Origin of the sequence: Bradyrhizobium sp. BLXBL-03, assembly GCF_051853015.1 — a bacterium.
Lineage (GTDB): Bacteria > Pseudomonadota > Alphaproteobacteria > Rhizobiales > Xanthobacteraceae > Bradyrhizobium > Bradyrhizobium manausense.
In genome coordinates, this window is the sequence record NZ_CP182470.1 from 5,219,798 (window position 1) to 5,242,160 (window position 22,363).

General features: G+C 62.5%; 22 protein-coding genes. 10 read left to right on the forward strand and 12 right to left on the reverse strand.

Annotated elements, in window-relative coordinates:
- Positions 1–194: 194 nt before the first annotated feature.
- The 3 genes from ACNJX9_RS25175 to ACNJX9_RS25185 all read left to right on the forward strand — a co-directional run bounded on the left by ACNJX9_RS25175 (position 195) and on the right by ACNJX9_RS25185 (position 3,988).
- Positions 195–734 (forward strand): TRAP transporter small permease subunit, encoded by a 540-nt coding sequence (locus ACNJX9_RS25175; protein WP_057758465.1) that lies wholly within the window; start codon positions 195–197, stop codon positions 732–734.
- A complete protein-coding gene (locus tag ACNJX9_RS25180) occupies positions 731–2,332 on the forward strand; it encodes a TRAP transporter large permease (protein ID WP_057758468.1) in 1,602 nt (533 codons plus the stop codon). The genes ACNJX9_RS25175 and ACNJX9_RS25180 overlap by 4 nt, the downstream gene beginning before the upstream one ends.
- Positions 2,333–2,698: 366 nt before the next feature.
- Positions 2,699–3,988 carry a M20/M25/M40 family metallo-hydrolase gene (locus ACNJX9_RS25185; RefSeq protein WP_439404708.1) on the forward strand — a complete coding sequence of 430 codons (1,290 nt, stop codon included), beginning with the start codon at positions 2,699–2,701 and terminating at the stop codon, positions 3,986–3,988.
- Between the two features lie 211 nt (positions 3,989–4,199).
- On the opposite strand, the gene ACNJX9_RS25190 is transcribed toward ACNJX9_RS25185, so the two are convergent.
- The 10 genes from ACNJX9_RS25190 to ACNJX9_RS25235 form a co-directional block, all read right to left on the reverse strand.
- Positions 4,200–5,495, reverse strand: coding sequence for a sensor histidine kinase (locus ACNJX9_RS25190; protein ID WP_057759066.1), 1,296 nt, complete (start codon positions 5,493–5,495; stop codon positions 4,200–4,202).
- 106 nt (positions 5,496–5,601) lie between these two features.
- Positions 5,602–6,276, reverse strand: coding sequence for a response regulator transcription factor (locus ACNJX9_RS25195; protein ID WP_057758472.1), 675 nt, complete (start codon positions 6,274–6,276; stop codon positions 5,602–5,604).
- 197 nt (positions 6,277–6,473) lie between these two features.
- Positions 6,474–7,229 (reverse strand): sulfite exporter TauE/SafE family protein, encoded by a 756-nt coding sequence (locus tag ACNJX9_RS25200; RefSeq protein ID WP_439404710.1) that lies wholly within the window; start codon positions 7,227–7,229, stop codon positions 6,474–6,476.
- Between the two features lie 618 nt (positions 7,230–7,847).
- Positions 7,848–8,351: a methyltransferase family protein gene (locus ACNJX9_RS25205; RefSeq protein WP_439404712.1), complete on the reverse strand. Its 504-nt coding sequence runs from the start codon at positions 8,349–8,351 to the stop codon at positions 7,848–7,850.
- Entirely contained in the window at positions 8,339–8,632 is a 294-nt protein-coding gene (locus tag ACNJX9_RS25210; protein WP_439404714.1) for a hypothetical protein, read from the reverse strand. The genes ACNJX9_RS25205 and ACNJX9_RS25210 overlap by 13 nt, the downstream gene beginning before the upstream one ends.
- Positions 8,629–9,174: an RNA polymerase sigma factor gene (locus tag ACNJX9_RS25215; protein WP_439404716.1), complete on the reverse strand. Its 546-nt coding sequence runs from the start codon at positions 9,172–9,174 to the stop codon at positions 8,629–8,631. The genes ACNJX9_RS25210 and ACNJX9_RS25215 overlap by 4 nt, the downstream gene beginning before the upstream one ends.
- Before the next feature lie 5 nt (positions 9,175–9,179).
- On the reverse strand, positions 9,180–9,386 hold the full coding sequence (locus ACNJX9_RS25220) for a YgaP family membrane protein (protein ID WP_057758481.1): 207 nt from the start codon (positions 9,384–9,386) through the stop codon (positions 9,180–9,182).
- A 408-nt stretch (positions 9,387–9,794) separates the two neighbouring features.
- Positions 9,795–10,886: a TRAP transporter substrate-binding protein gene (locus tag ACNJX9_RS25225; protein WP_057758482.1), complete on the reverse strand. Its 1,092-nt coding sequence runs from the start codon at positions 10,884–10,886 to the stop codon at positions 9,795–9,797.
- A gap of 193 nt (positions 10,887–11,079) precedes the next feature.
- Complete coding sequence (locus ACNJX9_RS25230; protein WP_057758484.1) at positions 11,080–12,222, reverse strand: Mrp/NBP35 family ATP-binding protein; 1,143 nt, start codon at positions 12,220–12,222, stop codon at positions 11,080–11,082.
- A gap of 60 nt (positions 12,223–12,282) precedes the next feature.
- Positions 12,283–12,720: a VOC family protein gene (locus ACNJX9_RS25235; RefSeq protein WP_057758485.1), complete on the reverse strand. Its 438-nt coding sequence runs from the start codon at positions 12,718–12,720 to the stop codon at positions 12,283–12,285.
- A gap of 134 nt (positions 12,721–12,854) precedes the next feature.
- On the opposite strand from ACNJX9_RS25235, the gene ACNJX9_RS25240 reads away from it, so the two are divergent.
- The 5 genes from ACNJX9_RS25240 (at position 12,855) to ACNJX9_RS25260 (ending at position 17,638) form a co-directional block, all read left to right on the forward strand.
- Positions 12,855–13,787 (forward strand): NAD(P)-dependent oxidoreductase, encoded by a 933-nt coding sequence (locus tag ACNJX9_RS25240; protein WP_439410125.1) that lies wholly within the window; start codon positions 12,855–12,857, stop codon positions 13,785–13,787.
- A gap of 12 nt (positions 13,788–13,799) precedes the next feature.
- Positions 13,800–15,077, forward strand: a complete 1,278-nt coding sequence (gene nhaD / locus ACNJX9_RS25245) for a sodium:proton antiporter NhaD (RefSeq protein ID WP_439404718.1) — start codon at positions 13,800–13,802, stop codon at positions 15,075–15,077.
- A gap of 136 nt (positions 15,078–15,213) precedes the next feature.
- On the forward strand, positions 15,214–16,809 hold the full coding sequence (locus ACNJX9_RS25250) for a sensor histidine kinase (protein ID WP_439404720.1): 1,596 nt from the start codon (positions 15,214–15,216) through the stop codon (positions 16,807–16,809).
- Between the two features lie 45 nt (positions 16,810–16,854).
- The gene (locus ACNJX9_RS25255; protein WP_057758492.1) at positions 16,855–17,058 is read left to right on the forward strand and encodes a DUF1289 domain-containing protein; all 204 of its coding nucleotides are present in this window, start codon (positions 16,855–16,857) and stop codon (positions 17,056–17,058) included.
- A gap of 28 nt (positions 17,059–17,086) precedes the next feature.
- Positions 17,087–17,638, forward strand: a complete 552-nt coding sequence (locus ACNJX9_RS25260; protein ID WP_439404721.1) for a TIGR02281 family clan AA aspartic protease — start codon at positions 17,087–17,089, stop codon at positions 17,636–17,638.
- A 4-nt stretch (positions 17,639–17,642) separates the two neighbouring features.
- Here the strand turns inward: ACNJX9_RS25260 and dusA are convergent, their stop codons facing one another.
- On the reverse strand, positions 17,643–18,812 hold the full coding sequence (gene dusA, locus ACNJX9_RS25265; protein ID WP_439404723.1) for a tRNA dihydrouridine(20/20a) synthase DusA: 1,170 nt from the start codon (positions 18,810–18,812) through the stop codon (positions 17,643–17,645).
- Between dusA and ACNJX9_RS25270 the strand changes: the two genes are divergently transcribed.
- A complete protein-coding gene (locus ACNJX9_RS25270) occupies positions 18,773–19,885 on the forward strand; it encodes a tyrosine-type recombinase/integrase (protein WP_439404724.1) in 1,113 nt (370 codons plus the stop codon). The genes dusA and ACNJX9_RS25270 overlap by 40 nt on opposite strands.
- Here ACNJX9_RS25270 and ACNJX9_RS25275 read toward each other — a convergent pair.
- The gene (locus tag ACNJX9_RS25275) at positions 19,870–20,175 is read right to left on the reverse strand and encodes a pyocin activator PrtN family protein (RefSeq protein WP_439404725.1); all 306 of its coding nucleotides are present in this window, start codon (positions 20,173–20,175) and stop codon (positions 19,870–19,872) included. The two genes, ACNJX9_RS25270 and ACNJX9_RS25275, sit on opposite strands and share 16 nt — an antisense overlap.
- 1,973 nt (positions 20,176–22,148) lie before the next feature.
- On the opposite strand from ACNJX9_RS25275, the gene ACNJX9_RS25280 reads away from it, so the two are divergent.
- Positions 22,149–22,361 carry a hypothetical protein gene (locus ACNJX9_RS25280; RefSeq protein ID WP_439404726.1) on the forward strand — a complete coding sequence of 71 codons (213 nt, stop codon included), beginning with the start codon at positions 22,149–22,151 and terminating at the stop codon, positions 22,359–22,361.
- Positions 22,362–22,363 lie beyond the last annotated feature (2 nt).

The following is a 22,363-nucleotide window of genomic DNA, read 5'->3' on the forward strand; positions in this document are numbered from 1 at the left end:
TTGCTTGCCCGGCAGCCATAAGCCGGCCCGCCCCTTTGGCGGTCGCGGTCAAGACAGCAAGGCACGAGGGGAGGACTGACGCCGCAATCGCTTTCGGTCTGCGATCCGTGCGGTCGCGTGCTTTTGCACGCCGGCCGGGCGTTGCGTGCTGAAGCCTCCCGTGAAGTGTTAGGCCGCGACGGAGAGAAGGTAAAATGCGTCCATTGCTGGCGATGAGTAACGCCATCGACGCCCTCAATGAGAAGATTGGGTACGTCTGTAACCTGCTCGTGCTCTTCGCATGCCTGGTCAGCGCGGCCAATGCCATGATCCGCTACGCGTTCAGCTACTCGTCCAACGGCTGGCTGGAGCTGCAATGGTACATGTTCGCGATCCTGGTGATGTTCGGCGCGTCCTACACCTTCAAGCGCAACGAGCATGTGCGGGTCGAGATCCTCTATCTGATGCTGTCCGAGCGCGGCCAGCTCTGGCTCGACCTGATCGGCACGCTGTTCTTCCTGATCCCTTCCTGCCTCCTGCTCGCTTATCTGTCCTGGCCGTTCTTCATGCAGGCCTATGACGTCGGCGAGATGTCGGGCAATGCCGGCGGCCTGGTCCGCTGGCCCATCAAGTTCGTGATCCCCGCCGGCTTCGTGATGCTGGCGCTGCAGGGTGTTTCCGAAGTCATCAAGCGTATCGCGGCTCTCCAGGGCTATGTGACGATCGACGCCAAGTACGAGAGGCCGACCCAATGATTACGCTGGAGATGATGCCGCCGTTGATGTTCGGCGGCCTGGTTCTGGCGATGCTGCTCGGCTTCCCCGTCGCGTTCACGCTTGCCGCGGTCGGCCTCTCCTTCGGCTTCCTCGCCATCCATCTCGGATTCTTCGACCTCAACTTCCTGCAGGCGATCCCGGGCCGCGTGTTCGGCAGCGTGCTCTCCAACGAGCTGCTGCTCGCGATCCCGTTCTTCACCTTCATGGGCGCCATATTGGAGAGATGCGGCCTCGCCGAGGACATGCTGGACTCGATGGGCCAGCTGTTCGGCCCTATCAGAGGCGGCCTCGGCTATTCTGTCATCATCGTCGGCTTCATCCTCGGCGCCATCACCGGCACGGTGGCGGCGCAGGTCATCGCCATGGCGCTGATCTCGATGCCGGTGATGATCCGCTACGGCTACAACATGCGCTACATCACCGGCGTGCTGGCGGCCTCCGGCACCATCACGCAGCTGGTGCCGCCCTCGCTGGTGCTGATCGTGCTCGCCGACCAACTCGGCAAGTCGGTCGGCGACATGTATCTCGGCGCCTGGGGCCCCTCGGTGTTCCAGATCCTGCTGTTCGCCGGCTACACCTTCATCCTCGGCCTGATCAAGCCCGAGCACGTTCCGCCGGTGCCGAAGGAAGCACGCACGCTGACCGGCTGGGCGCTGTGGAAGAAGTGCCTGATGGGCATCATCCCCTCGGCCGTGCTGATCTTCGTCGTGCTCGGCACCATGATGATGGGCCTTGCGACGCCGACCGAAGCCGGCGCCATGGGCGCGGTCGGTGCCATCGTGCTCGCCGCGATCCACCACAAGGATTTCACCTCGACCGACCGCAAGGTGCTGATCATAGGCGTGGTTGCTGCCGGCATCGGCACCATCATCGCGATGTTGTTCACCGAGAACGTGATCTTCAAGATCGCGTTCGCCATCACCTATCTCGCGGTCGCCTGGATCTGCGTCCAGGCCGCGCGCATCCCCGACCTGCGCGACCTGATCAAGCAGGGCTACGAGACCACCATGCGCATCACCTGCATGGTCACCTTCATCCTGATCGGCTCGACCTGCTTCTCGGTGGTGTTTCTCGGCGTCTCCGGCGGCGTCTGGCTCGAGCACATGCTGACCTCGCTGCCCGGCGGCGTCTGGGGCTTCCTGATCTTCATCAACCTCTTCATCTTCTTCCTGGCGTTTTTCCTCGACTTCTTCGAGATCGCCTTCATCATCCTGCCGATGATCGCGCCGATCGCGCAGAAGATCCTGGGGCCCGTCGTCGGCGACGGACCGGCGCTGATCTGGTTCGGCGTCATGCTCTGCGTCAACATGCAGACCTCGTTCCTGCATCCGCCGTTCGGCTTCGCGCTGTTCTACCTGCGCGGCGTCGCGCCGAAGGAAGTGAAGAGCTCCGACATCTATTGGGGCGCGATGCCCTGGATCGGCCTGCAGATGATCATGGTGCTGATCGTGATCGCGTTCCCGATCACGGTGACGGGCCTGCTCGACAAGCCCGTCAGTGTCGATCTCGACAAGGTCAAGATCGAGGTGCCGCAGATCGACCTGCCACCGTTGGATCTGGGACCACCGCAGAAGTAGCCTTCTTCCTTCTCCCTTTGTGGGAGAAAGTGGCATAGGCGGCCTTCGGCCGCCGTTCTTAACAAACGCCGAAGCGAAGCTTCGGCTGTGGCGCCGGATGAGGGGTTCTCTCCACGAGCGCAGATATCGTAGGGTGGGCAAAGCGAAGCGTGCCCACGCACTGCAAACCTGGGGTAGAGATGGTGGGCACGGCGCAAGTGCGCCTTTGCCCACCCCACGATTCCGGATTCGCGGATAGACCCCCTCACCCGTCTCGCCGCTATCGCGGCGAGCCACCCTCTGCCGCAGGGCTAACAGACCGACCCGCGTGACACGCGTGGCAAACACGGGCATACCGGACGTTCCTCCAACTTGGGAATGCCGCGTATGCCCCGATCGCGCCCTGCTCTTTCCTTTGTCAGTCCGCTGCTCGCCTCGCTCTGGCTCGCCTGCGCCGCAACCATCGCGCATGCCGAACCGATGGCCGACATCCACGCGCTGGCACAGAAGGAGCAGCAGCCGCTGCTCGATACGCTGCGCGATCTCGTCAACATCGAAACCGGCAGCGGGGATGTCGAAGGCCTCAATGTGATCGCAGGCCGCGTCGCCGACCAGCTCAGGCAGATCGGCGGCGAGGTGGAGATCCTGCAACCCACCGACATCTATCGGCTCGATGACACGCCCGAGAAGATCGGGCCTGCCGTGCACGCCACCTTCAAGGGCAGCGGCACCAGGAAGATCATGCTGATCGCCCACATGGACACGGTGTATCTGCGGGGCATGCTGAAGGACCAGCCGTTCCGCATCGACGGCGACAAGGCCTATGGCCTCGGCATTGCCGATGACAAGCAGGGCGTCGCGCTCATTCTCCATACCGTCGCGATGCTGCAGAAGCTGAACTTCAAGGATTACGGCACGCTCACCGTGCTCACCAACAGCGACGAGGAGATTTCCTCGCCCGGCTGGCGCAGCACCATCACCAGGTTCGCTTCCGATCAGGACGTGGTGTTCTCGTTCGAAGGCGGCGGCACCGACGGCTCGGTGCGGCTCGCCACCAGCGGCATCGGCTCGGCCTATCTGACGGTGACAGGCAAGTCGTCGCATGCCGGTTCCCGCCCCGAGGGCGGCATCAACGCGCTCTACGAGCTCTCGCACCAGGTGCTGCAGATGAAGGATCTGTCCAAGCCCGAAAAGGGCCTGAAGCTGAACTGGACCGTCGCGAAAGCCGGCACCAACCGCAACGTGATCCCGGCCGAAGCCACCGCGCAGGCCGACGCGCGCGCGCTGAAGGTTTCCGATTTCGACGAGCTGGAGAAGACTCTACAGGAGAAGATCAGGAATCGCCTGCTGCCGGACTCCAAGGTCGAGCTGAAATTCGAAGTGCGGCGCCCGCCGCTCGAGGCCAACGACGCCTCGCGCCGCGTGGCGGCCTACGCCAGGACGATCTATCAAGAGCTCGGACTATCCATGAACGTTGCCGAGAAGGCGACCGGCGGCGGCACCGATGCCGCCTTTGCCGCGCTCAAGACCAAGGGCGCCGTGGTCGAAGGCATGGGGTTGTCAGGCTTCGGCGCGCATTCCAATGACGCCGAATATGTGAAGCTCGACACCATCGTGCCGCGCCTGTACCTCACCACGCGCATGATCATGGATCTGTCGGCCGGCAAGGTGAAATAGCGCTCAGCGTTCTTCCTTCTCCCCTTGTGGGAGAAGTGGTTCTCTCCACGAGCGCAGATAGCGTAGGGTGGGCAAAGCGACTTGTCCGCCGTAGCTCGAAGAGCGAAGGCGGAAGCCTGCCCACGTACTGCAAAATCCGGTTAGAGATGATGGGCACGGCGCAAGTGCGCCTTTGCCCACCGTCCGATTCCTGAAAGCAAGGGGAAGAGGGCTAAGCCCCCTGCTCCGCCAGCCTGAAGCGCAGCGTGAACTCGGCGCCGCCGCCGGGGAGATTGTCCACCGCAACCGTTGCGGCATGATCGTCGGCGACGCCCCGCACGATCGAGAGGCCGAGGCCCGCACCGTCGCTGCGCTGGCGATCCCTGCGCCAGAAGCGCTGGAAGATCAGCTCGCGTTCGGCCTCGGTGACGCCGGGGCCGCAATCGCGCACCCGCACCGAACCGTCGTCGCCGACCTCGACGTCGACCGACGTCTCCTTCGCGGTGAACTTGATGGCGTTTTCGGCGAGATTGAAGACCGCGCGCTGGAGCATCTCGGAATTGCCGTGGATCAGCACGGGCGCCTCGGCGCCCTTGAGCGCGATGTCCTTGTGCTGTGCAATCGCAAGGGGCGCGATCGCGCCGACGACCTCGGCGCAGACGGCGCGCAGATCGGCGGTCTCGCCGGGATCGAGCACCAACGTGTCGAGCTCGGCGATCTCCAGCAGCTGGGCGACGATCCGGCTCATGCCCTCGATGTCGTCATGCAGCGCCTGCCGCACCGCATTGTTACCGAGCGTCTCGACCCGCGTGCGCAGGATCGCGAGCGGCGTGCGCAACTGATGGGCCGCGTCGGCGGTGAACTGGCGCTGCAGGCGAAAGCCGTCCTCGAGGCGATCGAGCGCCTGGTTCACCGCGGTGACGAGCGGCATGATCTCGCGCGGAATCTGCTCCGTCGGCAGACGGACGTCGGTGCGAGCAGGGCCGATATTGCTGGCTTCTTCCGAGGCCTTCCAGAGCGGCGCAATGGCGCGGCGGAAGATGAAGATGTCGATGGCGAGCAGGATCAGAAGAATGGGAATGGTGATCCAGCCGACCCGGCGGAAGAAGTTGGACACGATATCGTCGGTGATGACGTCGCGATGGGACAAATCTTCCCCGACCCTGATGCGAACGGTGGTGCCGTCGATCGTCTGCGTCACTTCGGCACCCGAGACCGTGTCCGACCGCGCATCGCCGGTCTTCTTGTGGGACGAGAACAGCAGGCGGCCGTCGACATCGCGGATATCGTACTGGTAGCGGCCATAGGCTTCCGAATAGAGACCGCGCAGGCTATCGGGCAGATTGAACGTGATCTTGCCGTCGGGCTGGACTGAGATGCGCTCGGCAAGCGTCTCGGCCTGGGCCCGCATCGCCGCCCGATGCAGCTGGTCGATCTCGGAGTTCAACAGCCAGAACAGCACCAGCGGCAGGAAGATCGCCACCACCGCGACCGCGATGATGTGCAGGAACACGATGCGCGAGATCAGCGATTTGAACGACGGGGCCCGGAGTCTGGATCCGGTCTTGTATCCGGCCCTGTCTCCGGTCCTGTCTCCGGTCCTGGACCCGATCTGGAATCCGCCCCAGGCCACGCTATTTCTCCTCGGCCATCATGTAGCCGACGCCACGGATCGTGTGGATCACGACCTTGGCGCCGTGTTCAGTGAGCTGCTTGCGCAACCGGGAGACATAGACCTCGACCGCATTGGAGGCGACCTCGCCCTCGAGCCCGAAGATGTGATCCTCGACATTCTTCTTCGGCACCACCCGGCCCTGCCGGCGCAGCAAGATCTCCAGCACGGAGGTCTCGCGCGAGGAGATGATCCGCGGCTTGTCGTCGACGAAGATCTGGCGGCTCTCGGTGTCGTAGACGAGATTGGCAAGCCGCAACGACCGGCCGAGCAATTGCCCCGGACGGCGCAGGATCGCTTCCAGCCGCGCCACCAGCTCCTCCATCGCGAACGGCTTGGCCAGATAGTCGTCCGCGCCGCTGCGCAGGCCGTTGACGCGATCCTGCAAGCCGCCGCGCGCGGTCAGCACCAGCACCGGCAGCGGCTCCATCTGCCGACGCAGCTCGCGCAGCACCATTAGGCCGTCGCCGTCGGGCAGGCCGAGGTCCAGGATCATCGCGGCGTAGGCCACGTTGTGCACCGCTTCACGCGCCTCCTCCGTGCTGCCGACGATATCGCTCTCATAGCCGGCCGCTGCCAGCCCGCTGGCAACGAGCCGCGACAGCTCGACATTATCCTCGACGATCAGAAGGCGCATGCAGTAAACTCAAGCTTCCGGCATTCCCGAACCGCGCGCACGCGGCGATTGCCGATCTGTTCCACCATTCAGCGGATTGGGCCAGCGAAAAATGACGCCGGTCGGGCGGGAATGTGTGTTGGCGGATCCTGCTGCCGCTGCCATGAAGGAGCAGCGCATGCGTCGTCATCAGGTAGAAGGCGACATGAGTGTGAACCTCAGAGATAGCCCGACACGCCGTCCCACAGCAGCTTCAGCGCCGTGACGACCAGCAGCCCGTAGCAAGCGCGGAAGACCTGCTGCTGGTCCAGCCGCCCGTGCAGGCGCCAGCCGAGCCAGACCCCGGCGGGAATGGCGAGAAGACAGATCGCCATCACGATCCATTCGTTGCCGCTGGGACGCGTCAGCAGCAGCCATGGCACCGCCTTGGTGGCATTGCCGACGGTGAAGAACAGGCTGGTCGTTCCGGCATAGACCTCCTTGGTGAGGCCGAGCGGCAACAGATACATCGCCAGCGGCGGTCCGCCGGAATGCGCGACCATGGTCGTGATACCCGAGGCGAGACCGGCAGCCACCGCCTTCGGCGTCGAACGCGGGCGAATGGTCACCTTGGGGTCGCCAAAGAACCATAGGCCGACGAAAATCAACGTCACGACCGCCATCACGATCGCGACGGCACGGTGGTCCAGAACGCGAAACAAGAGATAGCCAAGACCGATGCCGATCACGAGCCCGGGCAATAGCAGCACCAGATCCGGCTTCGACCAGGTCGACGGCTTCCAGTAGCGCAGCGCGAACAGGTCCATTGCGATGAAGAGCGGCGCGAGCAGGCCGCCGGCGGTCACCGGGTCCATCACAAAGGACAGCAGCGGAATGCCGACGATGGAAAAGCCGCCGCCGAATGCGCCCTTCATGAAGCAGATCAGGAATACGCCTGAGAAGGCGATGAGGATGGTGGTGAGCGTCAGATCCATGCAACTCTCCGGGGCCACCTGACAATCCGCTGCTCTATGAAGCCTTCCGGCGCGGTATGTCCTCATTCCGGAAAAACAGGCGCGGCAGCGCCGAAGGCACGCCGAACGACAATCCGATGAAGGCGAGAAACAGGTCGAAATAACTGGGGTGCATGGTCGTGGCTCCGTACTCCCGGTAAAGCCCGGTGCAATCCGATGATTGCCCTTAATATGATCCGACCCATATCTCAGGACAATAATTACATTGCCCTCGGTGCAATACAATCAGGCGCACGAACCTATTGTAACTCCCGTTGAAACCTGGGGAGGAGGCCCGATCTCACGGCAATGTCATCGTGCCCCCTGGGCGCGCCGCCGAGCTTCCTGTCCCCCAGGACCGCGCTCCGTCCACGCGTCATTGCGAGCGCAGCGAAGCAATCCAGAACCTTTGCGAAGAGCCAGCCTGGATTGCTTCGGGGAGCCTGTCATCGGGCCGCGCTTCGCGCGGACCCGGGCGTTGATCGAATTCGCAGCCGCGGTGGTCAAGGACGGGTGCGGTTAAGCAGCAATTCTCGGCGTAGTCGCCCGCCTTGCAAGCGCCGCGGCTCTACCTGCTTGATACTGCCAGTCGTCATTCCCTTATGTGTTGAGCCATGGCGGCAACCGCGGAATCCAGCGCGGCACACTCGTCTGAAAGTTCTCATACTCCGTGCCGAATGTTTGCTTCAGCGTCGGTTCTTCGATCATCACCACCCAGACATGAAAGAAAAGCCAGAGCAGCGCGCCGTACCAGAGGAGACGCCAATCCCCAAACAAAAGGGCCTGCCCAAAAACGACAGCGACGACCGCGATGTAGATCGGATTACGCACATAGCTGTAAAGGCCGGTCACGACGAGCTTCTGTGGCGGCGCGATCGGAGCGGGCGTCCCCAGCCCCTCCAGTGCAAAACGGGCAAATGAATCCAGAATTCCGGGCACTCCGGCGATAATCAATGTAACGCCAACGAAGCGGATTGGATCGACGCCGAGAAAAGCAGGCCCAAACTCCCAGCGGGTCATCGACCACGGGATCAGCCCTGCGAGCACACACGGCGCAACCAGGAAGAAGAGTGCAGAGCCCAAGACCGCACTCACCCTTTGCATGGCGATCCCCTGATGCTTTCGCTGGCGGCACACTTTCTTGAAAGAGCATCCTTTGGTCCGTGACGGCCTTGCGCAAGCGTCTCGACCAGGCCCACAGTCCAGCACATCGGGCATCCCCGTAACGCGACGAGAGCGGCAACGCCCGCGCCCAAGGCCAGCCAGGGGTGCGCGGTCTGATCGACGATGGCCCAAGCGAGCAGCGCCGCCGCAGCTGCGCCGCGCATCAGGTGTGCGCCCAGGAAAGCGCTGCCGAACATGCCGATTCCACGAAGATAATTCATGTGCTCTCTCGTCCGCTGTCCTTTGTGTCGAGCAGATACTCACGCACCAATGTGCGGGCGCGGCGCAGGCGGCTCTTGGCCGCTTCGCGCGTCACGCCGAGGCGCCGGGCGATTTCGCCAATCGTCAGATCTTCGAGATCGCGCAGCAGCAGCACTTCGCGATGCGACGGCGAAAGCGACTCGATCGCGTCGACCAGGTCTATGCGCAACTCGTCCGATGGGACCTTTGCGAGCTCGCGCGACTCCTCCTGGCTGGCGAGCTCCTCGACTCCGCGCATCAGCATCAGCGCCGGCAGCATGCAAAGGCGCGCAATGACGGTCAGCAGCCAGCCCGCGAGTGCGGCTGGAGTGCGGATCGTGCCCACGCGCCGGTACACGACGATGAGTGCCTCTTGCACCACGTCTTCGATCAGCGAGGCGCGGTAGCAAAGGCGCCGGGCGTAGCGTCGAATGTCCGGCTGCAGCACCACCAACAGCTGTGTGAGCGCATGCCGGTCGCCCGACTGTGCCGCGAGCAAGAGATCGTCTGATACGCGCGCCAAGGCGGTCACCCCTCCAGTGGCTCGCGCCCGGCGACGGCGCAAGCAGGACAATAGCCGAACACGCCAGTGACCAGCGTCACCATACCCGCACCGCTGAGCAGTAGCCCGAGGGGCGAAGCGTGCAGCGCAACCATGCCGCAGATGAGCATCAAGCCACCGCCGATCAGCCTGGCTGCGCGCTCCCACCCGCCAACGTTCTTCCTGTACCACATGGTTCTGTGCTCCGGTTCGTGACGCGCCGCTATGGCGTCCTCATCCAGACAAGAGGGTGCAAACGCGGCGCCGGGGTCACGGCCCAGAAAATAATTTTTGAGGGGGTGCGAGCTTCGGCAGGTAGGCGCGGGCGTCGGGCGCAGCCCCCTTCAAATGGTCTGGCTGTCGAACCTCTATGAACCGACTTGAGCCACACGCGGATTTCGGATTATTCGATTATCGCTTTATGCCACTGTTTTGCCCGACGGGTCAAGCCCAACGCCATCCGCGCGTCATTGCGCCCTCACCGGCTTCTACTGTGCATGGGGTTGTTTTGCAGATTTTGAATAAGCCTGCCGCCTCGCCCACGAAAAAGCCCGGCCTCGCGAACGAGGCCGGGCTATTCAGTCCGGCAGACTGGTCGAGGATCAGCCGCGGGTGCGCGAGCGGATCATGAAGCTGTCGTAGGTGTACTCGGCGACCTGCCACCACAGATATTCGTCGGAGCGGTAGGCCTGCATCGCGTCGATCGACTTCTTGAAGTCGGCGTTCTTGGCCGACAGCTCGGCCCACAGCTCGTTGGTCGCCTTGAGGCAGGCTTCCAGCACTTCGTTGGTGAAGGGACGCAGCTGCGTGCCGCCGGCGACCAGTCGCTTCAGCGCCGCCGGGTTCTGCATGTCGTAGCGCGCGGCCATCCAGCTGTTGGCGTTGGCCGCCGCGTTGGTGAGGATCGCCTGGTAGTTCTTCGGCAGCGAATTCCACTTGTCGAGGTTGGTGAAGGCGTGGACCATCGGACCACCCTCCCAGAAGCCCGGATAGTAATAGTATTTGGCGACCTTGGCGAAGCCGAGCTTCTCGTCATCATAGGGGCCGACCCATTCGGCGGCGTCGATGGTGCCCTTCTCCAGCGCCGGATAGATGTCGCCGCCGGCGAGCTGCTGCGGCACCACGCCGACCTTCTGGAGCACCTGGCCGGCGATGCCGCCGATGCGGAACTTCAGGCCGGAGAGGTCCGCAACGGTCTTGATCTCCTTGCGGAACCAGCCGCCCATCTGGGTGCCGGTGTTGCCGCAGGCGAAGCCGATCACGTTCGACTTCTTGAAGAACTCGTTGCCGAGCTCGGCGCCGCCGCCCTGGTACCACCAGGAGTTCTGCTGGCGCGCGTTGAGGCCGAACGGCACCGAGGCGTAGATCGCCCAGGTCGGGTCCTTGCCGACATAGTAGTAGGAGACGGTGTGGCACATCTCGACGGTGCCGTTCGAGGTCGCATCGAGCGCCTGCAGGCCGGGGACGACTTCGCCGGCGGCGAACACCTGGATCTGGAACTTGTTGTCGGTCATCTCGGCGACGTACTTCGCCAGCTGCTCGCCACCGCCATAGATGGTGTCGAGCGACTTCGGGAAGCTCGACGTCATGCGCCACTTGATCTCGGGCGAGGACTGCGCAATCGCCGGCGAGGCCACCGCGGCTGACGCCGCCGCGCCTGCTGCCGACACTTTCAGAAAATCACGACGCTTCATTTTCAGGTCTCTCCTTGCTGGGGCGTGTCCCCGAACTTCCTCTTTGCTGCCACTCGTTCCGGCGACACGGATTGAGCCGCGTCGAACCGAAGGGGCTTTGCTGCCGTGGCGTTTAACACGGAAGCCCTTGCCACGGAACGCGACATTGGCATGACGGGGGGCGACGAAAGTCGCATGTCCCCAGACATCAGGCTCAGGCTGCGGAAATCGCGCCCTTGAGCTGGTCCCGGACCTGTCCCGCAATGGCGCGATAGATCGCCGCATGCGCGCCACCAGGTTCGCTGTCCACGACGGGATTGCCGGCATCGGACGTGGCGCGAATCGCCATGTGCAGCGGGATCTCGCCGAGGAACGGTACCCCGAGCTTCTCGGCCTCGTGGCGCGCGCCGCCATGGCCGAAGATGTCGGATTTCGTGCCGCAATGCGGGCACTGGAAATAGCTCATGTTCTCGACGATGCCGAGCACGGGCACGTTGACCTTCTTGAACATGGCCAGCCCACGCCGCGCGTCGATCAGCGACAGGTCCTGCGGGGTCGAGACGATCACGGCGCCCTTCAGCGGCACGTTCTGCGCCAGCGTGAGCTGCGCATCGCCCGTGCCCGGCGGCATGTCGACGACGAGCACGTCGAGCGTGCCCCATGCGACATCGCGCAGCATCTGCGTCACCGCCGACATCACCATCGGCCCGCGCCAGATCATCGCGGTCTCTTCCTCGACCAGGAAGCCGATCGACATGATGGCGAGGCCGAAGCGCCGCAGCGGAATCATCTTGCGCTCGCCATTCAGCTCCGGCTTCTCGTGCAGGCCGGTCAGCCGCGGCACCGAGGGGCCGTAGATGTCGGCGTCGAGCAGCCCGACCTTGAGGCCAAGGTCGCGCAAGCCGAGCGCCAGATTGAGGGCGGTGGTCGACTTGCCGACGCCGCCCTTGCCCGAGGCGACCGCGATTACGGCGGCGACGCCCGGAATTTCCGACTGCCGCGCCATCGGCGATTGGGCGCCGCCCTGTGGCGGCGGCTTGTGGGCGTGGAGCGGTTGCACGCCTGGTGTGCCACGGCCCGGCTGCGGGGGTGGCGGCGGCGTGCTGCCAGGCTTGCGCTCGGCTGTGAGGGCGACCATGACCGTGGTGACGTCGGGAATGGCGCGCACGGCGGCCTCGGCCTCGGCCCGGACGGATTCCCAGGCCCGCGCCTCGGCGGCATCGACGTTGATCGAGAAGAACACCTTGCCATCGGACGCGCTGATCGCGCTCAGCACATTGGCATTGGTGAGCGCGACCCCGCGGGGCGACTTGATCTTGGCGAGGCTGTCGAGGACCTGTTGCTGCGTCACGCTCAAAGCGCATCTCCTGGAAGTTCAAGATGCCCCATTAGAGCGGAAACGGCCAAAAGGCTACTGCTACCGCCTGCCGATATCGTCAGCCATCTCCTTGGGCGCGGTCCCCTGCTCCAGGGCCGCCTCGTAATTGAGCTCGATCATGACCCCGTTGGGGTCATGGACGAAGATCTGCCAGAGCTCGCCGCCGGGCACCTGGCGGGAGTCGAATTTCATGCCTTTGGAAGCCAGCCGCTGCTTCATGCCGTCGAAGCCCCGGCTGACGAAGGCGACGTGGTGGACCACGCCGGAATCCGGCTTTTGCGGCTCGGAGGTCGGGGAAATATCGACGAGGTGCACGACCGGCTTGCCCTCGCTGTACATCCAGGCCCCCGGGAAGGCGAAATTCGGTCGGGGTCCTTTTTCGAGGCCCAGCACATCCTCGTAGAAGCGTACCGTGTCGGCCAGATGCCGGGTCCGAATATTGAAATGATCGAGGACGCCAACGCTCACGCTGCCCATGCCTTTGCTCCCTTTTTTTATGCAGGTCCTTGAGGCCCGTCATCCTAGCACAGGAGGCCGCCAAACGAAGCCGTTGCCCTCCGCCCCTAACGGTTTATGGTGCGCCCGTTCCCCCCTCAGGCGGAACCTTAGGGATCCTCGGCTGGCGCCCCTCGCCCGGCTGCAACCGTAAAACTCAAGCTACGGACACACATATGGCTAAAGTCGCTTTCCTCGGTCTCGGCGTGATGGGTTTCCCAATGGCCGGACACCTCGTGAAAAAAGGGGGCCATGAGGTCACCGTCTACAACCGCACCGCGGCCAAGGCGAAGGAGTGGGCGGACAAGTTCGGCGGCAAGACGGCACCGACCCCGAAGGCTGCCGCCGAGGGCCAGGATTTCGTGATGTGCTGCGTCGGCAATGACAACGATCTGCGCGCCGTCACGATCGGCCCCGACGGCGCATTCGCCGGCATGAAGAAGGGCGCGACCTTCGTCGATCACACCACCGCCTCAGCAGAAGTCGCGCGCGAGCTCGACGCGGCGGCGACCAAGGCCGGCTTCAAGTTCATCGACGCGCCCGTCTCCGGCGGCCAGGCCGGCGCCGAGAACGGCGTGCTGACGGTGATGTGCGGCGGCGCGCAGGATGCCTATGCCGGCGCCGAGCCGATCATCACGGGCGCGTATGCACGGATGTGCAAGCTGCTCGGGCCCGCCGGAAGCGGCCAGCTGACCAAGATGGTCAACCAGATCTGCATCGCCGGCCTCGTGCAGGGCCTCTCGGAAGGTATCCACTTCGCCAAGAAGAGCGGCCTCGACGTCGCGGCCGTGATCGAGACCATCTCCAAGGGCGCGGCGCAGTCCTGGCAGATGGAGAACCGCTACAAGACCATGAACGAGGGCAAGTACGATTTCGGCTTCGCGGTCGAATGGATGCGCAAGGATCTCTCGATCGCGCTCGCCGAAGCCCGCCGCAACGGCGCCAGCCTGCCGGTCACCGCGCTGGTCGACCAGTTCTATGCCGAGGTCGAGAAGATGGGCGGCAAGCGCTGGGATACGTCGAGCCTGCTCGCGCGCCTCAATCGCTGACCTGATACTGCCTTGCTGACCGCGATCGCAGCAATCTTCGTCGTGACCTATGCGGCGATCGCGCTCGAGCATCCCCTCGGGATCAGCAAGACCGCGACCGCGCTTCTCGGCGCGGGTCTGCTCTGGACCATCTACGCGGTCACGATCAGGGATCACGCGCTGGTCAGTCATCAGCTCGACGAGTCCGTCGCGGCTACCGCGCAGATCGTGTTCTTCCTGATCGGAGCGATGACGATCGTCGAGGTGGTCGACGCCCATGACGGCTTCGAGGTCATCACCTCCCGCATCAACACGACGAGCCAGGTCACGTTGGTATGGGTGGTCGGCTTCGTGTCCTTTGTCCTGAGCGCGATCCTGGACAATCTGACGACCACCATCGTCATGATCTCGCTCATCCAGCGCCTGATCGCCCGGCGCGACGACCGCTTGCTATTCGCCTCCCTCATCGTCATCGCGGCGAATGCCGGCGGCGCATGGACCGTGATCGGCGACGTCACCACCACCATGCTGTGGATCGGCGGCCAGATCACGCCGTTGAAGATCATGCGCGCGCTGTTCCTGCCCGCGCTGGTTAACCTGCTCGTGCCGCTCACCTTCATCAGCCTGTCGCTGAGGGGCAAGACCATCGCGGCACCGCAACCGGAGGATGGAGTGCTCGCCGTTGACCGGTTCGAACGTAACCTGATGTTCTATCTCGGGCTCGGCGTGCTGATTGCGGTGCCGGCCTTCAAGACGCTCACGCATCTGCCTCCCTTCATGGGCGTGCTGATCGGCCTCGGTATCGTCTGGCTGGTCGGCGAGGTCCTTCACCGCAACAAGGATGAGCACGTGCGCCAGCCCCTCTCGCTCGGGCATGCGCTGACCCGGATCGACATGGGCTCGATTGTGTTCTTCACGGGCATTCTGCTCGCGGTCGCCTGCCTCGAACACGCCGGCCTCCTGACGATGCTGGCCAGATGGCTGGAGGCGACGATCGGCCGCCAGGACGTCATCGTCGTCGTGCTTGGCCTGTTCAGCGCCATTATCGACAACGTGCCGCTGGTCGCGGCGACCATGGGCATGTACGACCTCGGCCACTACCCGACGGACAGCTTCCTCTGGGAGTTCATCGCCTATTGCGCCGGCACCGGTGGCTCGATCCTGATCATCGGCTCGGCGGCGGGCGTGGCCGCGATGGGGCTGGAGCGGATCGAGTTCCTCTGGTACGCCCGACGCATCGCGGGCGCGGCGCTTGCGGGCTATCTGGCTGGCGCCGTGGTCTATGTCGCGCAGCATGCGTGGCTGCACTGAGCGGCGGCCCGATCCAAATTTAACGCCCCGTTAACGTAATTCTTTAGCTCCTTAAGTCACCTCTTAAGGATTTCTTGCCAGAGATAGACAATGCAGAAGGCGCGCGTCCGACGCGGGCAGGAATCGTTGTTGCTTGATGAGTAACCCCGCTGAAAAGCCTGAGGTAGTGCAGCTTCCGGCCGCGCCGGTCGGCGCTCCATCAGCGAGCAGCCGAAGGGCTGCGTCGCAGCGGGTCCGCGAGGCACGCGACAAGTTAACGTCGACCAGCGGAACCCGGCCGGCCTTCGACGCCGAGCTGTTGCGCCAATATGCCCAGACGCGGCTATCGGCATCCTATGTCGTGATGCTGCTGGTGGTCGCGACCGGTGTGCTGTTCGGACTGTGGATGCAGCCGATCCCCGCCGCCGCCTGGACTGCCGGCATGATCTGCCTTCACGCGGCGATGATCCGCAGCTGCCGCCGCTTCCTGGCAGAGCCGGCCTCGCCGGCGGCAACGCGCGCCTGGCGGACACGTTTCGTCGTGCTCGACCTGCTCTATGGCCTGTGCTGGATGGCGATCCTGATCCATCCCGTGCTCGACATGGTCACGGAAACGCTGATGATGTTCCTGATGCTGTTGGTGATCGCAGTGTCGAGCATGCTGGCCGCCAATCTGCCGATCGCAGCCCTCGCCGCCACCGCGCCTGTTGCGGTCGCAATGGCGCTGAGCTTTGCGATGACCGGCTCGCTGGACAATTACATCCTGGCCGCGCTCGCGCTCGCGGCCGAAGGCTATTTCGCGTTGCTGGCGCATCGTCTTCACTCATCGACCTTCGCGACGCTGGAGGCGCGGGCCGAGAAGGACGCGTTGATCGGCGAGCTCGAACAGGCCAAGGCGATCTCGGACGAAGCGCGGCACCGCGCCGAATCCGCCAACGTGGCGAAATCGCGCTTCCTGGCGCAGATGAGCCATGAGCTGCGCACGCCGCTCAACGCCATCCTCGGCTTCTCCGAGGTGATGAAAAGCGAGATCTTTGGTGCGCATGCGGTGCCGGTCTACAAGGAATATTCCGCCGACATCCACAATTCGGGCGTGCATCTGCTCAACCTCATCAACGAGATCCTCGATCTGTCGCGGATCGAGGCCGGCCGCTACGAATTGAACGAGGAAGCGGTGTCGCTGGTCGGCATCGTCGCCGACTGCCATCATCTCATGAAACTGCGCGCCTCGAGCCGAGGCATCACCATCCACGAAGTGTTCGAGCAGGCGATGCCGCGGCTCTGGGCCGACGAGCGCGCGATCCGCCAGGTCGTGCTCAATCTGCTTTCGAACTCGATCAAGTTCACCCCGCAGGGCGGCGAGATCTGGCTGAAGGCCGGCTGGACCGCCTCGGGAGGCCAGTACCTCTCGGTCAGGGATTCCGGCTCCGGCATCCCCGAGGACGAGATCCCGGTCGTGCTCGCCTCGTTCGGCCAGGGCTCCAACTCGATCAAATCGGCCGAACAGGGCGCGGGCCTCGGCCTGCCCATCGCCAAAAACCTGATCGATCTGCATGGCGGCACCTTCACGCTGAAGTCGAAACTGCGCATCGGCACCGAGGTGATTGTCACCTTCCCGCCGGAGCGCGTGATGAGCGCGCTGGCGCCGCTGTCGGAGGATTCGCCGCCACTGCAGCCGGACAACTCCACCGTTCCCGACGAGAAGCGCCGGCCGCGCCACAGACCGATTATGAGCGCAGGCACGGGCTCGTAAAACACATGCTTGCCGACATGCCCGATATTCCTTCACTATGTCCGTATGAGCAAAGAAACTCCGTGCGTCGCCGTCTGCATGATCGATCCCAAAACCAAGCTGTGCTTCGGCTGCGGCCGGACCTTGCCGGAGATCGCGCGCTGGCACGCCATGGAGAGCGTCGAACGGCTCGCCGTCATGGCGCTGTTGCCGGCGCGCATGGCGGACGCCGGCCTTTTGCCGATCGCGGGATTGCCGAAACGCGCCTGACCGGCGTCCGGGCCATCGGAGGCGTGCGATGATCCGCCTCCTCGTTCTCATCCTGCTGGCAGGAACCGCGGGCGCTGTCGTCGCGTATGGCGATCCCGACCAGATCGCGCGCGCAAGCCACACGGTCTCACACATTTTCCGCGCGCAGACCGCGATGCCCGCCCCCGCCGTGCAGATCCAGCGCGGTCAGGGTGGAGAATTTGCGCTGCGCGCCAAGATCAACGGCGTCGCCGCGCCGATGGTGATCGACACCGGCGCCACCTCCGTGGTGCTGACCTGGGAGACCGCAAAGGCGATCGGCCTGCCACTCGAGATGCTCGAATACGACGTCGACCTTGAAACGGCCGGCGGCCACACCAAGGCAGCCCGGCTGACGCTCGATCGTCTCGCCGTCGGCCATCTCGTCGAGAAATCGGTGCCGGCCCTCGTCGTGCAGCGCGGACAGATGAAGACCAATTTGCTCGGCATGAGCTTCCTCGATCGCCTCGAGAGCTGGGGCGTGCGTTCCGACACGCTGATGCTCACGGGCTATCCGGAACTGCAAAGTAGCCATCGCCGCGCCCGCACGGCAGTGGATTGAGGACCTAGGCTGCCGCCTCCGCCGGCGCGCGTGCCCCAACACGCGCGATCGCATCGCGCAGCACATCAACCCCAGCTCCCGGCCTGACGCCTTGTTCGGCAAGATGGCGACGGAAGGCCCGCGCGCCGGGCACTGCGTGGAAGGCGCCGACGAAATGCCGCGTGATGGCGTGCAGGCGCGTACCGCGCGCGAGCTGCGTCTCGATATAAGGCATCATCGCCTCGAACGCGTCCTGCATCGTCGCACGCGGCGCAACTTCGCCGAAGATGTCGCTATCGACGGCGAGCAGCCGCCACGGCTCCTGATAGGCGGCCCGGCCGAGCATGACGCCATCGACATGCGCAAGATGCGCTTTCGCCTCCTCGATACCGAGAACGCCGCCATTGATGATGACAGGCACATCCGGCATCGCGCGCTTGAGCCGATAGACACGATCATAATCGAGCGGCGGGATGTCGCGGTTTTCCTTCGGCGACAGACCGTTCAGCCACGCTTTTCGCGCATGCACGATCAGCGCGTCGCTGCCTGCAGCCACGACGGCGCGCGCCAGCGTATCCAGCGCGACTTCCGGATCCTGGTCATCGATGCCGATGCGGCACTTTACCGTAACGGGAACGGAGACCGCGCCCTTCATCGCGTCGACACATCTCGCGACGAGATCCGGCTCCGCCATCAGGCAGGCACCGAAGCGACCATCCTTTACGCGGTCGGACGGACAGCCGACATTGAGATTGATCTCGTCATAGCCGAACTGTTCGCCGATCCGCGCAGCTTTCGCGAGCTCACCAGGATCCGATCCGCCAAGCTGAAGCGCTACCGGGTGCTCCACCGCGTCAAAGCCGAGCAGCCGCTCCCGATCGCCATGAATGATGGCGCCGGTGGTCAGCATCTCCGTGTACAGCAACGCCCGCCGAGTCAGATGGCGGTGGAACACCCGGCAATGCCGGTCGGTCCAATCCATCATCGGAGCCACGGAAAACCTTCGACCATTGATTTTGCGCGATTTTCCCGTTATCTCAGTTACTTGCACTGGTTTTCTAAATGCCCGTTCTAGCTCATTTTTGCCCGTTCTTGACTGTTTTCGTCGTATCAGTACAACAATGTCGTACCGAGAACGGAGCATGTCGTACCGCCATGGGAACAATTGTTGCGCGAAAGCGCCGCGACGGGACAACGGGGTATACCGCTCAGATAGTCCGAAAGAAAAGCGGCAAAATCGTTCATCGCGAGGCCCAAACGTTTGACCGCCGACAAGCGGCAACGGCTTGGTTGAAGCGCCGCGAAACCGAACTTTCAGAACCCGGAGGCATTGAGCGCGCCAAGACGTCCGGGAAGACCCTTGCCGACGCCATAGACAAGTACACTGCATCATCCCGCAAGGAAATCGGCCGCACCAAGGCGCAAGTCCTGAAGGCCATTAAGGACTACGACATCGCCAATATGGACGCGGAAGCGATCCGGAGCGAGGACATCGTTGCCTTCGCTGAGCAGCTATCAAGCGGGCGTCAACCCTCCACCGTGGGCAACTACATCAGCCACCTAGCGGCGATTTTCGCGGTGGCAAAGCCCGCTTGGGGCATCCCGTTAGATCGGCAGGCGATACGCGACGCACAAGCCGTGCTGACGCGCATGGAGACGATATCCAAAAGCAATCTGCGCAACCGCCGCCCTACTCTCCAAGAGCTAGACAAGCTGATGCAGCACTTCGGAGAAAGGCAGGCGCGGGCACCCCGGTCTGCGCCTATGCAGAAGATCATCGCGTTCGCGATCTTCTCAACGCGCCGTCAGGACGAAATCACCCGTCTCGCGTGGGCCGATTTCGAGCCTGACCACAAACGTATCTTGGTCCGAGACATGAAGCACCCGGGCCAAAAGGTAGGCAACGACGTATGGGTTGAGCTTCCTGACGAAGCCATAGCCATCATCAAGGCCATGCCGCGCACAGCCCTTCCGCAGATATTTCCGTACACCACCGACGCCATCGGCGCTGCATTCACGCGGGCTTGCCTATTTCTCAACATCAACACCGAGAACATGCCAGACGAAGAGCGGCTGCACTTTCATGATTTGCGGCACGATGGCGTGTCGCGTCAGTTCGAAATGGGCAAAACCATCCCGCAAGCAGCAAGCGTATCGGGACATAGAAGCTGGCAGTCGTTGCAACGCTATACCCACCTTCGGCAGACCGGCGACAAGTACGCTGGCTGGAAGTGGCTGAACGTCGTCGCGCCTCAAGATGCCAATTGACGACATTCCTTCCGCGCTGCTGCAGCCTGCTTATCGATGTAGTCAGCCAGATCGTTGATGTGGACGCCCTTTGCCGATTTCTGACTAGCCTCCATCCGGATCAACGGAATTACAATTTCGCCAGACCCCGCCTTGCGAACGAACTTCGCAGGGTCCAAGTGAGGAAAATAGTCACGGCAAATTTCCTCAACGGAAATTACTGCCTTCCCGTTGTATTGCGCCATCAAGAGAAACACCGTGCTGGGGCGCGGTGAATTGTCGTTTGCAGGAATCATCTTTTCTTTCTCCATTAAAAAAGCCGCCCCGGGCTGGATGCCTTGGACGGCGCAAGCAGTTCGGTCGGCGGGCGCCGTTAGGACGCTCGCAACCACAAATTAGGACACTTCCTTAATTCGAATGTAGCAGCAGCATGATTTCGGAAAATGGCTGAGCCTCCATATTCCACCCCATGACGGCCCGGCTTTTCCTCAGCCAGACCGTTTCGATTCTTCTCAGTTTCGCCTCTGCCAAATTTCGATAATCGTCAGTAATAAACCGGGGATGCGCTTGGAATTCCAAAACCCTACGGTGCCTGCTTTTAAGGGCATTTGAATGAGGCGGGCCACTCCACCGGTTCTTATTTGCAAAGAATGCAGGCGTCCCATGGAGTACCTTGCGGCACTCCCAAAGACTGCAGGTTTGCCGGCTGTTTGTGCCTATCGCTGCTTACCCTGCCGAAGGGTCGACACGATCCCTGTTGCCGAGTGATAGGTTCACTCGGGAATCGTACTCCGAAGCAGCGGCTTCTAATGCAGCGTCGATCGTCATAGGCTGCGTTTCTTTCTTCCCCCGCTTTGGCGTCGATGCTCTAGTGATCAGCCACATACGGCTAGCGCAGATAGCACATTCATAGAGCTTTAGCTCGCATCCTTCAGCCACCGGAAAAAGCGCTTTCAGCGCTCTGGCTTGGCAGCAAACGATGCATCCGGCTTCGCCGTGCACGTTGGTCCCCATCGACGCAATTCCGCCTCGATTAAAGAAGACCGAATCTCGAATCGGGAGCAATAGCGTGCGGCTATTAATTCAGTGGCGTGCTAAAATAGCCACACGGATTCCATAGGCGAAACACGATTTAATGCGCGACGAAATAATCTTGAAACAATCGGCCGCTTCAATCCGTGTGCCTGGGAGCGACGTTTGTATCCTTAGAAATTTTCACCCAGCGGCTGGATTGAGCCACCATTTTTTCCGATGGAAAGGGTCGCACGATCGGGCGGCCCTTTCTTCGTGTTGGATTGTGCCCCACCTCCGCAGAATCTCCAGTTGCTTGCAAACTGCCTGTGAAGGCGTAGGATTCGAGTGATTTGCAAACACGGAGGCACAGCATGACTGCAGTCCTCGTTTTCAAAATCGCTATCGTTGGATTAAGCGTTTTTTCGACGGTTCTCGCTTATTCGATCATTCAGAGTAGCTTCTAAGAAAAAGGCCGACTCGTTCGATGATGCTTTGCATTTTTGATTCTTCCCCATGGCCGGACTCGGCAGGGCAAGATTGCGACACGAAAATCGGCCGTACAACTAGAAAGGAGTTCCGATTTTAGCTAACTATGCTGGGTTGAACGCGTTTCTGTAGCTGTTTTAGCTACAAAGCACGTCATCACTGGTTCGCCGCCAGCCTGCCCGCTAACTAAATCAACGGCACTCTCATGCAAGAAGACATCCGCTGCGATCACTGCGAAGAAGAATTCTCTCCGGACGAGTTGGTCATTCTTGGTCCGCCATCCGGTGAAGGCGAATGGATTTGCGCTCGGTGCATAGAAGTGAAACTGCGTAGAGCGATAGCGAAGCTGCCGCGCGAGAATTGAACTATCGCGCCCGAGCGCAATAAAAGAGGCCGCCAACTGGGCGGCCTCTTATCGGCTAGCGCGGCCAACTGTCTGGCTTTTCCAATCTATTCCATATCATGATGGCTGCGAGGGCGGTTCCCTCAGTAGCCGCGTCCATACTGGGCGAAGTTGCTATCTTGCCGGCCGCAATCAAGGTCGCTGCAGCATTGATGCATGCTGCTTTCACAATAGCTTCAGCGTGGATTCTGGAGTCGTCTGATCCCCTCGGCATTTGTAATCGCTCCTACGTTACGTGAACCGAAGGCGCTCAACCTAACGCAGAATCGATTTAGGAGACCCCTAAAAATCAAGTTAGGACACTAGGGGTTAAATACGGACAGTACCCACTCGTCCATAAGAACATATTGCGAACAAGAACAAAACTGGTACACTCTCTGGATGCCGATTTCCGCTCCAAGCCAGCCCGATCCCGACCGTTTAGAAGCTGCGGCCGATCTGGCGATTGAGGCTTGCGGCGGAGACGCGCGCGAAGCCGTCAAAGCGTTGATCGTTGCCAACGAGTTCCTTGAGCGACGACTCGAAGAGCTTGCTTCGCCCGGCTACGCGCGCGGTCGCGTGCTGCCGCGCGACCGGAAGGATTGGTATGACTAGCC

Coding starts and splice junctions, on each gene's coding strand:
- ACNJX9_RS25175 (WP_057758465.1), top strand. CDS start 195: ATGCGTCCATTGCTGGCGATGAGTAACGCCATCGACGCCCTCAATGAG.
- ACNJX9_RS25180 (WP_057758468.1), top strand. CDS start 731: ATGATTACGCTGGAGATGATGCCGCCGTTGATGTTCGGCGGCCTGGTT.
- ACNJX9_RS25185 (WP_439404708.1), top strand. CDS start 2,699: ATGCCCCGATCGCGCCCTGCTCTTTCCTTTGTCAGTCCGCTGCTCGCC.
- ACNJX9_RS25195 (WP_057758472.1), bottom strand. CDS start 6,276: ATGCGCCTTCTGATCGTCGAGGATAATGTCGAGCTGTCGCGGCTCGTT.
- ACNJX9_RS25200 (WP_439404710.1), bottom strand. CDS start 7,229: ATGGATCTGACGCTCACCACCATCCTCATCGCCTTCTCAGGCGTATTC.
- ACNJX9_RS25205 (WP_439404712.1), bottom strand. CDS start 8,351: ATGCAAAGGGTGAGTGCGGTCTTGGGCTCTGCACTCTTCTTCCTGGTT.
- ACNJX9_RS25210 (WP_439404714.1), bottom strand. CDS start 8,632: ATGAATTATCTTCGTGGAATCGGCATGTTCGGCAGCGCTTTCCTGGGC.
- ACNJX9_RS25220 (WP_057758481.1), bottom strand. CDS start 9,386: ATGTGGTACAGGAAGAACGTTGGCGGGTGGGAGCGCGCAGCCAGGCTG.
- ACNJX9_RS25225 (WP_057758482.1), bottom strand. CDS start 10,886: ATGAAGCGTCGTGATTTTCTGAAAGTGTCGGCAGCAGGCGCGGCGGCG.
- ACNJX9_RS25235 (WP_057758485.1), bottom strand. CDS start 12,720: ATGGGCAGCGTGAGCGTTGGCGTCCTCGATCATTTCAATATTCGGACC.
- ACNJX9_RS25250 (WP_439404720.1), top strand. CDS start 15,214: ATGAGTAACCCCGCTGAAAAGCCTGAGGTAGTGCAGCTTCCGGCCGCG.
- ACNJX9_RS25255 (WP_057758492.1), top strand. CDS start 16,855: ATGAGCAAAGAAACTCCGTGCGTCGCCGTCTGCATGATCGATCCCAAA.
- ACNJX9_RS25260 (WP_439404721.1), top strand. CDS start 17,087: ATGATCCGCCTCCTCGTTCTCATCCTGCTGGCAGGAACCGCGGGCGCT.
- ACNJX9_RS25270 (WP_439404724.1), top strand. CDS start 18,773: ATGGGAACAATTGTTGCGCGAAAGCGCCGCGACGGGACAACGGGGTAT.
- ACNJX9_RS25275 (WP_439404725.1), bottom strand. CDS start 20,175: ATGGAGAAAGAAAAGATGATTCCTGCAAACGACAATTCACCGCGCCCC.
- ACNJX9_RS25280 (WP_439404726.1), top strand. CDS start 22,149: ATGCCGATTTCCGCTCCAAGCCAGCCCGATCCCGACCGTTTAGAAGCT.